Source organism: Domibacillus sp. 8LH (assembly GCF_038806185.1).
GTDB lineage: Bacteria > Bacillota > Bacilli > Bacillales > Domibacillaceae > Domibacillus > Domibacillus indicus_A.
Window position 1 is genome coordinate 1 of record NZ_JAVJNG010000324.1, and the last position, 237, is coordinate 237.

Sequence of the window (237 nt, forward strand, 5' to 3'; positions counted from 1 at the left end):
CGCCACTGGCACCGATCAATGATAACAGGGTGGCAGGAATATCAAGTTGACTGGCAAGCTGGTGGTCGCGTTTTGCTGGAATGTCTTTACCAAAGATCACCGCAGGAATCCGAAAGTGGTCAATAGGCACTAAACTCGCACCGGAGACTCGTGAGTCATGATCGGCAATAACAATAAATACGGTGTCGTCCCAGTAAGTTGATTTTTTTGCCTTTTCGATAAAGCTACCGAGTGCAT

General features: G+C 47.3%; 1 protein-coding gene. It reads right to left on the bottom strand.

What is annotated here, in order from left to right; all coding sequences use genetic code 11:
• Positions 1-237: sulfatase-like hydrolase/transferase (locus RG959_RS24885; protein WP_342799370.1), on the bottom strand; the 237-nt coding region annotated here is incomplete at both ends.